At 40.1% G+C, this 8,780-nt stretch carries 9 protein-coding genes; 3 read left to right on the top strand and 6 right to left on the bottom strand.

All coding sequences use genetic code 11. The annotated features are described in order from the left end of the window. Nucleotides 1-33 precede the first annotated feature (33 nt). Entirely contained in the window at nt 34-264 is a 231-nt protein-coding gene (locus GH808_RS14570; RefSeq protein ID WP_186843516.1) for a hypothetical protein, read from the top strand. A gap of 227 nt (nt 265-491) precedes the next feature. Continuing rightward, entirely contained in the window at nt 492-1,730 is a 1,239-nt protein-coding gene (locus GH808_RS14565; RefSeq protein WP_186843515.1) for a glycosyltransferase family 2 protein, read from the top strand. A gap of 381 nt (nt 1,731-2,111) precedes the next feature. Here the strand turns inward: GH808_RS14565 and GH808_RS14560 are convergent, their stop codons facing one another. The 5 genes from GH808_RS14560 to GH808_RS14540 all read right to left on the bottom strand — a co-directional run bounded on the left by GH808_RS14560 (nt 2,112) and on the right by GH808_RS14540 (nt 6,790). Beyond that, nucleotides 2,112-2,843: an amino acid ABC transporter ATP-binding protein gene (locus tag GH808_RS14560; RefSeq protein WP_186843514.1), complete on the bottom strand. Its 732-nt coding sequence runs from the start codon at nt 2,841-2,843 to the stop codon at nt 2,112-2,114. After that, nucleotides 2,824-3,489, bottom strand: a complete 666-nt coding sequence (locus GH808_RS14555) for an amino acid ABC transporter permease (protein WP_186843513.1) — start codon at nt 3,487-3,489, stop codon at nt 2,824-2,826. Before GH808_RS14555 ends, GH808_RS14560 begins: the two co-directional genes overlap by 20 nt. A gap of 152 nt (nt 3,490-3,641) precedes the next feature. After that, nucleotides 3,642-4,418: a transporter substrate-binding domain-containing protein gene (locus GH808_RS14550; protein WP_186843512.1), complete on the bottom strand. Its 777-nt coding sequence runs from the start codon at nt 4,416-4,418 to the stop codon at nt 3,642-3,644. 277 nt (nt 4,419-4,695) lie between these two features. Then, nucleotides 4,696-6,216, bottom strand: a complete 1,521-nt coding sequence (locus GH808_RS14545) for a glycosyltransferase family protein (protein WP_186843511.1) — start codon at nt 6,214-6,216, stop codon at nt 4,696-4,698. 4 nt (nt 6,217-6,220) lie between these two features. Next, complete coding sequence (locus GH808_RS14540) at nt 6,221-6,790, bottom strand: hypothetical protein (RefSeq protein WP_186843510.1); 570 nt, start codon at nt 6,788-6,790, stop codon at nt 6,221-6,223. A 297-nt stretch (nt 6,791-7,087) separates the two neighbouring features. On the opposite strand from GH808_RS14540, the gene GH808_RS14535 reads away from it, so the two are divergent. Next, nucleotides 7,088-8,320 carry an LCP family protein gene (locus GH808_RS14535; protein ID WP_186843509.1) on the top strand — a complete coding sequence of 411 codons (1,233 nt, stop codon included), beginning with the start codon at nt 7,088-7,090 and terminating at the stop codon, nt 8,318-8,320. An 84-nt stretch (nt 8,321-8,404) separates the two neighbouring features. On the opposite strand, the gene GH808_RS14530 is transcribed toward GH808_RS14535, so the two are convergent. Beyond that, nucleotides 8,405-8,780, bottom strand: a 376-nt coding sequence (locus tag GH808_RS14530) for a hypothetical protein (protein WP_186843508.1), incomplete at its 5' end; no start/stop codon positions are given.

The following is an 8,780-nucleotide window of genomic DNA, read 5'->3' as shown; positions in this document are numbered from 1 at the left end:
ATGATGCGATTCTAAAACAAGGGGGAAATAAAAATGCTGGCAGAAGAAGAAAAAGCAGTTGCTGATGAATCCATAAATCAGGCTGATCGCAATAAAGAAAAATCACAGAAAAAGCCGTTTTATTCCAGTGCTGCGTGGGTTTTAATTTGGAGTCTTTTGGCTTGGCCCATTGGTTTTGTCATTCTGTGGAAATATGCGGATGACATACAAAACAGTAAAATGTCACGAACTAAACTCATCGACAAGAAACCGGAAGATTTATAAAAGTTGCAATTGCAATGTAACCTTTAAATTACCTTAAAATTTATGGTGCATTGTTTCTGGAACTACTCCATCTTATTGATAATAATGCTCTTCCGTGATAGAATGTACGAAACCAAAGGCATTGTAGGATGACAACCGCAACCACCACCGATTTAATCATTAGTGGTGGTTGTGTCATGCTGAAATGACATTTCACAACTTAATATAGAAGGAGAAAATAAATAGAAATGGCTTCAGAAATTTTTACCCTATTATTTATTTTAGGTATCCCGTTTTTTATTTATGGTATCTATTTTTTGGTCGTCGGATTGTTTGGCTATACCAAACATAATAAATATACCGCATCACTTCCCAAAAACCGCATCGCCGCTGTAATCGCAGCGCGAAATGAAGCCGGTGTCATCGGCAATCTCATTGAAAGCCTGCACGCGCAGGATTATCCGGAAGAGTTGATGGATATTTATGTTATTCCCAATAATTGCACCGATAATACCAGAGCGGTTGCGCAAGAACACGGAGCAAAGATTATGATGTGTACCGCCGAAGTTAAATCAAAAGGCGCCGCACTTTCACAGTTCTTTGATTACATCTTCAGTAAAAATGATGTTTACGATGCCTTCTGCATCTTCGATGCTGATAACGTGGTTGACAAGCATTTTTTCTCATCAATGAACAACGTCATCGAATCCGGTGAAAAAATCGCCCAGGGCTATCGCGACAGCAAAAATCCCAATGATTCCTGGATTTCCGGTTGCCAGTCGGTATTCTATTGGACGCTGAATCGCTTTTTAAACCTGTCACGTTATAAGCTCGGATTATCCGCCGCTTTAAACGGAACCGGTTTTATGATGCATACCGATGTCATCAAAAAAGAAGGCTTTAAAACGTTCAGCCTAACCGAAGATATTGAATTCACCACCCAATGTATCATCAAGGGCTACCGCGTCGCATGGGTGCCGGAAGCCATTACCTTCGATGAGCACCCCCTCACCTTTGAACAGTCCTGGTCTCAGCGCAAGCGCTGGTCAACCGGTACCATTCAATGTTTTGAACGATATCATCGCCAGCTATTTGATTGTGTTCGTCAAACTAAAAACATTTGTGCCCTTGATATGATCATGTATTTGGTTGCCCCGTTCACACAGGTTCTAACCTTTATTTACACGATCTGTTCCTTTATTATTTTGGGCATGCTGTTCATCACCACCAGTGTCTGGTCTAATGCGCTGACCTTCGCCATTATTTTTTCTGTTGGCGGGGTTGTGTTCAGCATTATCTTCACCGTCATGGTGTTGTGGCTGGAAGGCAAGAAAGTTCGTGAAATTAATCATCTGTCCGTCTTTTCCTTCTGGTTTTACCTGGCATCCTGGATTCCGATCAACGTATTGTGTTTCCTCAAACCGATTGAAATTTGGGAACCGATCGAACATACGCAGAATATAAAAATTTCGCAATTAGTTAAATAATGAATCTAAAAGATGACCGTTAAGGCATCTCAGATTATCGACCTCCCGTACCGACAATTTTTAATCGATTGTATGCTGCAGATTCGGACAGGCTATCGCCGTGTCCGCTCTGATGCATACAACATGATGTAACAATTGTCGGTACTACGTTATTAATTTGCCGATAATTTCAGATATCCCTCGTGATCATCTTTTTTTAGTATTCGCTATTATCCTAAATCTTTGCGATTATTTTTTTACATCCTGCAGCTCGGCAATTTCAAGCAGCTCCACGACAGTGTCTTCTGTTGCCTGTTTTGTAATCCTTACCATCGCCGGGAATAAAAAAACTGCTGCAAACGCGCAACAGTATCACACGCTTACAACAGCTTAATTGAAAAATTATAAAACCATATTCAGGAAATTGATTGTTCTCTGATTTTTAGGATTCCCGAATACTTCCTGCGGTGGTCCCTCTTCGACAATGAAACCCTCATCAATAAAAATAACCCGATCTGCAACTTCCCTTGCAAATCCCATTTCATGTGTCACCACAATCATCGTCATTCCTTCTTTTGCGAGTTTCTTCATGACATTTAAAACTTCACCAACCATTTCAGGATCCAGTGCCGAGGTCGGCTCATCAAATAACATCACGTCTGGATTCATGGCCAAAGCTCTGGCAATTGCAACCCGCTGCTGTTGTCCACCAGAAAGCTGCTCTGGATAAATATTTGCTTTTTCTTCAAGATCAACCCGTCGCAAAAGTTTAAGCGACATCTCGTCAGCTTCCTTTTTTGTTTTTAATTTAAGTGCTACCGGAGCAAAAGAAATATTCTCTAAAACCGTCATATGCGGGAAAAGATTAAACTGCTGAAATACCATGCCGATGTTTTGTCGATATTTATTGAGCTCATTATCGGCAGCGTTGGTGATATCATTGCCATCAACCTCAATGGTTCCACTGCTAGACACCTCCAACGCATTAATGCAGCGCAAAAGCGTACTCTTCCCGGATCCGGATGGACCGATGATACAGATCACTTCTCTTTCATGAACTTCAAGGTTAATGTCCTTCAGAACTTCTAAATCGCCAAAACTCTTTTTGAGGTTTTTAATTTTTACTTTTCCCATAAGACATCTTCCTTTCGATGCGTTTTGATATTTTTGTCAGGATCATAATGATGATAAAGTACATAACCGCAACAATTGTCCACATTTCGAAGGCCTGGTAATTGTTGGCAATGATCAGCCGTCCTGTTTGCGTCAATTCCTGAATACCAATAATTGAAAGGATGGAAGTATCCTTTAACGTAATAATGCATTGGTTAATCAGTGCCGGCGTCATGGTTCGAATTGCCTGCGGCAAAATAACCTTGGTCATGGCCAAACTATACGGCAAACCCAAACTACGAGCCGCTTCCATTTGGCCTTTATTGACGGATTCAATTCCACCTCTGAAAATCTCTGCCAGATACCCACCGGCATTCATACTGAGCGTGATAATTCCGGCCATGTTCGGATCCAATCGCAAGCCAAGTGCCGCCGGAATCCCGAAGTAAATAAAAAATGCCTGTACCAGCAAAGGTGTTCCTCGAACAATATCAACATAAACAAGTGCGATTGCACGCAGTGTTTTTTTCTTTGAAACCGATAGCAGACCAAATGTCAGCCCTAATACGGCTGCAATAATAAGTGAAATAATGGTCAGTTCAACGGTCATGGCAAGTCCCCCCAATAGGCGGGACCAATTCTGTACAATTAATTCTGGTATACTCACGTTAACCTCCTTCAATGGGTCCAGTTGTCCAATAGTCTTTACTCACACGCGAGTAAACACTTTTAGATAACTTAGAGAAATCATCTGACAGCAGAACTTCTGCTGACAGATGATTTCTAAAATAAATAACGTGTTAAATTATATTTGACAAATTATTTTTTAATATAGGTATCTAGGATTTTCTGATATTCGCCGTTAGCTTTCAAGTTTGCCAATCCCGTGTTGAACATTTCGAGCAATTCAGCATTTTGGCCTTTTTTAACAGCAAATCCATATGAATTTCCGGCTTGCATGTCGCCAACCATTTTCAATGGCACGCCACTTGCAATGGCATCACCGATAACCGGATAATCTTCAAATAATGCAACGGAATTTCCAGCTTTAACATCTTCATACATGTTTGCTGAATCTGGGAAAGAAACAGTTTCAAAACCATATTGTGCTTTGACGGATTCTGCAAATGTGGCTCCTTCTGTGCCATTTTTAACGGCAACTTTCTGTCCGCTCAGATCTGCATAAGATTTGACGGTCGTGTTTGATGCTGATACAGCCATAACCACGCCTGAATCAAAGTATGGATCAGAAAAATCGAAAGTAGCTTTTCTGGCATCTGTGATACTCATGCCAGCAATCATAGCATCAGATTGACCGGATGTTACTTCTCCCAAAGCAGCATCGAAACCAACTGCTTTTAGTTCATACTCAAAACCTTGATCTTTTGCAATGGCTGCTAACAGATCAATGTCGATACCCACTCGTTCACCCTTGTCGTTTTCATACTCGAATGGTTTGAAGGTTGTATCAGTAGCAATAACATATTTTTTTGTGTCACTCTTACTTGTTGTGGTTGATCCACTAGAACAAGCGGCCAGAGAGAAAATCATGGCAACTGCCATCATCAAAACACCGAGCTTTGCGATTCTTTTCATTCCTTTTCCTCCTAATAAAAATAAGTTTTGATGCATTTTTAACCAATACACCAACTTTTTATACAGCTAGCAGTATACCATTTTTTTTGAAAATCCGCAATAAAAAAAATCATTATTCCGCAACTGGATGACTGCCGGTATTATCTCTTTTTTCGGCTTTTTCGACGGCTTTCAGACGCTTTTGCTGCGATTTTAAATTGCCAGCTACAAAGTAGAAAAAGAAATAGTTAGAGCCGGTTCTTTCATTCTGAAAGAACCGGCTCTCAATCTTTTATTATTACTTGTTCTGAGTCAGATATTTCCGGATGGTGTCATAATCTCCTTCAGCAACAATAAATTCTGAATCGAGATCCTCCATCACAAGTTCCTCTGGCATTATTTCTATTTCTGCATCTTCTGCACTTCTGCTGCGCTCTTCTACAAAGAGAAGATCTTTTTGATCCAAAGCAATTTTCCGTTGATTTAGACCCGCTTCGATAATGTCCAGGTCATTAATCCGATTGTTGATCAATTTAGATAAACGAATCAGATCATCCAATACTTCATCAACGACAAATTGTTTATCAATAATTGTCTTCAGTTTTTCCCGAATCAAGTTACCGGCCGCGATGATTTTTTCGTCACTGGTAATCGGCGTGTAGGTTTCCACTTCTTTCTGAAAATCACCCACCGCATTCTGAAGATACTGCGTTTCCTTCATCGATTTTTCAATCTCACCCAGCAGAAATCCCAAACGTCTCTCAATCATCAGAAAATCTTCTTCACTTTCTGCACCGGATTCGTTCGTTTTCAAATCATGATCTGAGCGATCCCCACTTTTAACCGCAACCGTTTTTTCTTCTCCCTGAATACCTGGCAAATCGGCAAACAAATTATTCCCATCCATTTTTGACAAGGGAACCGTTGCATCAATCATTCGGTTTGTTGATTTATTCTTAAGTTGTTCATCCTCTTTGTTCATTTTATTGAGGGACAGTTCACTATTAATTACTTCTTTTTTTTTACCCGGTATTTCGGATGAAGTCCTATTTTCACCAAGCTTTTGCCGCTGTTCCGGACTTTGTGAAATAGGAATTGCTCTGGTTTCAGATCGCTGTGCCGGCATACTCTGATCTTTTTTCAAATTTTCTTTGATTTCGTTTAAAAAGTCGCTGGTCTGATAGCGTTTTTCCTCAAAAACATTTATCTTTTCCGGCTCACGGTAACTTTTCTGACCTTTTTTCTCGTTTTCCAATAGACTCGTAAAAATGCTGTCATACTCCGAACCTTCATCATCATCCTGGTTAAGCCATGTTTTTTTTTCTTTGGCTCCCCTCTTTTTCTTGCTGACTTCATCTTTTTTCTTGCCGGATTTTTTATCTATTTTGACCAGGTCGTCTTTCGCATCAATTGCATCGGTAATCCTGGTCCCTTCATCATCTTTCCCAATCAGTACCCACCACAGTAAATGACATAGCGTGACCATTAAAAAATCAACAATCGACAAGCCAATGAAAAAGATTACTGGAACTTCCGGTATCAGAAACCAACATAAGGCAAAAATGATTCCGTTTCCAACAATGGAAATCAGTGCCCCCAGAAAAGGTATGTTCTTATGCAGCATATTCCGGTTCAGATCATATAATGATAATACCACCACTTTGATACCAACGAAGAATCCCATCAGTATGATAAAGGCATTTGCATTCGATAGGGTTGTTATAATCTGATAACCCAGTAAATAAGCATAACCTGAAATAGCTAAACCAATGATATCAAAAATCAATAAACCCCAACATTTTCCAAGACTTAATTTCATCAAATCACTCCTCGCTGTCTTTCTTTACGGGTGTTCTTTTTTGATTATTAGAACTTCCTTTACCAATCGGAAACTGCCCAAAGGCTGAACCCAAAGAATCGAGCCCTTCAGACTTTCTATACAACTCTTCAATTTTTAGAAGTTTTTGATACTCACTGTTCAGCGTTTCTTCCTTACGATTCACCTCTTCATGGCGTTGCTTGAGGATTGTTAGTGCAGTGCCGAGAGAGTCCAACATCTCCTGAACCATTTTTTCTCTTTTCTCAATATTGACAAGTTGATTATTCAGTTCCTCAGTTTCATATTTAGGTGTGCCACCTTCATTTTTTAAAAAGCGTGCTTCTTCGTCTTTAATATCCTGAAATACGCGGTCAAAGCTACCGTCCCTTTTTATATTAACCAGATCTTCACTTGAGTCATTTCCCTTTTGAGCCGGTTTGCTTTGGCTTGTTTTAAGAATTAGCGCTTTTAGCTCGTCATCCTTTTGTAAAATCAGCTTTTCCAAATTCTCAATTCGTGATTCAACATATTCAAAGTACTCATTCTTTCCATTGAGTTCCTGTTCGTTTGCCATATTAACCCCACTCCTATATTCAGTCTGAATCTATAACCCATATTATAACAAAGTTTTAGCGAAATGTATAACAAGATTTACGTTCCCGGCTATATTTCTATTCAAATATATTTTTTTACATTATTTTACAAATATGATATAATACTTCACTAGAAGTTCTAAAACTAAATAACTCGGATGCATTTTCAAATTTAAGTAACCCTGCCTTCCTTAAAGAAACGCTAAAAATGCACTTTTTTGCACTAACTTGCTGATAACATATCTGCAGGAGAACGATTTCCAAATGAGGTATTAGTATTGAGTAAACGAAAAAAAAATGTAATCGAAAATCGGCGAACGCCTGCTTCAAAGCATAAAACAAGCGAAAATTCAAAGCAAGATAAACAGCAACGGGAGCTAACAACCCGTCAAGTCAAGTCTCCCCCCGCAAAATCAAGACACCCGTCCATTGCATCCTCGGCCCCCCAACAGACTAAAAAGAAAAAAGGCAAAAATGGATTTAAAAAGTTTTTCAGAACATTTTTTATCCTGATTCTACTCCTTGTCGTTGCAGCTTTTGCTGTGAATACTTTCTTCCTGGAAAATGTAACCAGTGATCTGCAGGGAAATTTAAGCCGTTACGGCATCAGTAATGAGGCGGCCGCTTTTGCCAAACAGCATAAAATTGTTAATGTTGCCGTTTTTGGTGTGGATGGCCGCGATGGAGTCGAGGGCGATCGTACCGATACCATCATGATTGCCTCTGCCGACTATGAGCATCGTAAAGTAAAAGTATCGTCACTCATGAGAGATACCTATGTGTATATCAACACAAAATATGGTTATGATAAAATAAACGCCGCCTACGCCTACGGTGGACCCGATTTGGCAATTCAAACCATCAATGAAAATTTTGACACCCCGATTACCGACTATGTGACCATTGATTTCAGTGCGATGGTCACAATGGTTAATGCAGTCGGAGGCGTCAGTATTGATATTAAAAGTGAAGATGAACTCGAATGGGTTAACGAATATCTGATGGATGTCAATGACAAGGTCAATACCGGATCATTGCCGCTGGAAGACATCGGCCCCCAGGTTGTTGATGGCTCGCAGGCATTGGCCTATTGCCGAGTGCGCTATGTTGGCGACGGCGATTTCGATCGGACCCTGCGGCAACGGGTTGTTTTCGAGCAAGTCCTATCCAAAGCACTGGATCTTAAACCCATGGATCAATTTAAGCTCGTCAAGGCAACCCTGCCTTACGTGGAGACTTCTCTCACTACTCTGGAGCTCATAAAATACGGTATAAACCTTGCCCTGATGCCTTCAAAAGATATTGAACAGAGTCGCTTCCCAACCGATGAGTATATTTCATTAGACACACTCGATGGGGTATCTTACGTTGTCCCCAGTACGTTGGTTGATAACATCAAAGCTCTTTATAAATTTGTCTATGAAACGACCTATGCCCCCTCAGATGAAGCAACTGAGATCAGCAAAGAGATTAAAAGCAAAACCGTATCCAGTTCATCTAGTTCTGATTAACCAGCCAAAAAGGCTCCTAATGGCAACATAAATCGCCATTAGGAGCCTTTTCTTAACGTTTTTTATGTGCGATCATCGCTAGTTCTAGATTAGCTTAAGGAATGATTCTACATAACCGCAAATTCCTAAAATAGTCATAACAACAAATAATCTTTTCTGATTTTGAACTGTTAATTTCTGATTAAACTCTTGAAATAAGAGGAGACCGAAAATCACCATCGCAATGTATTGAAATAGAAATGTCCGGGCTCCAGACTCATACACGGTTGGCGAAAAGCCCATAACAACACGCGACATGATACCCGCCCCCATCACCAACACAGCAATCCAAAGTTTTTTTGAATCCTTAAACAGTGTAACCGTCATAGCCATTAACGAAACTGCAAATAGCGCCATTGCCACAAAGGCGAGATAGTGATAGCTTCCGGGGACGCCACTGATGATACTCTTAAGTGAAACC

It is taken from the genome of Acetobacterium fimetarium (assembly GCF_014284475.1).
Classification (GTDB): Bacteria; Bacillota; Clostridia; order Eubacteriales; family Eubacteriaceae; genus Acetobacterium; species Acetobacterium fimetarium.
This window is presented reverse-complemented; position numbering and strand designations above follow the sequence as displayed.

Excerpts from the sequence above, each read along its gene's own strand:
- GH808_RS14540 (WP_186843510.1), bottom strand. The coding sequence starts at position 6,790 with ATGGCAAACGAACAGGAACTCAATGGAAAGAATGAGTACTTTGAATAT.
- GH808_RS14570 (WP_186843516.1), top strand. The coding sequence starts at position 34 with ATGCTGGCAGAAGAAGAAAAAGCAGTTGCTGATGAATCCATAAATCAG.
- GH808_RS14550 (WP_186843512.1), bottom strand. The coding sequence starts at position 4,418 with ATGAAAAGAATCGCAAAGCTCGGTGTTTTGATGATGGCAGTTGCCATG.
- GH808_RS14560 (WP_186843514.1), bottom strand. The coding sequence starts at position 2,843 with ATGGGAAAAGTAAAAATTAAAAACCTCAAAAAGAGTTTTGGCGATTTA.
- GH808_RS14565 (WP_186843515.1), top strand. The coding sequence starts at position 492 with ATGGCTTCAGAAATTTTTACCCTATTATTTATTTTAGGTATCCCGTTT.
- GH808_RS14545 (WP_186843511.1), bottom strand. The coding sequence starts at position 6,216 with ATGAAATTAAGTCTTGGAAAATGTTGGGGTTTATTGATTTTTGATATC.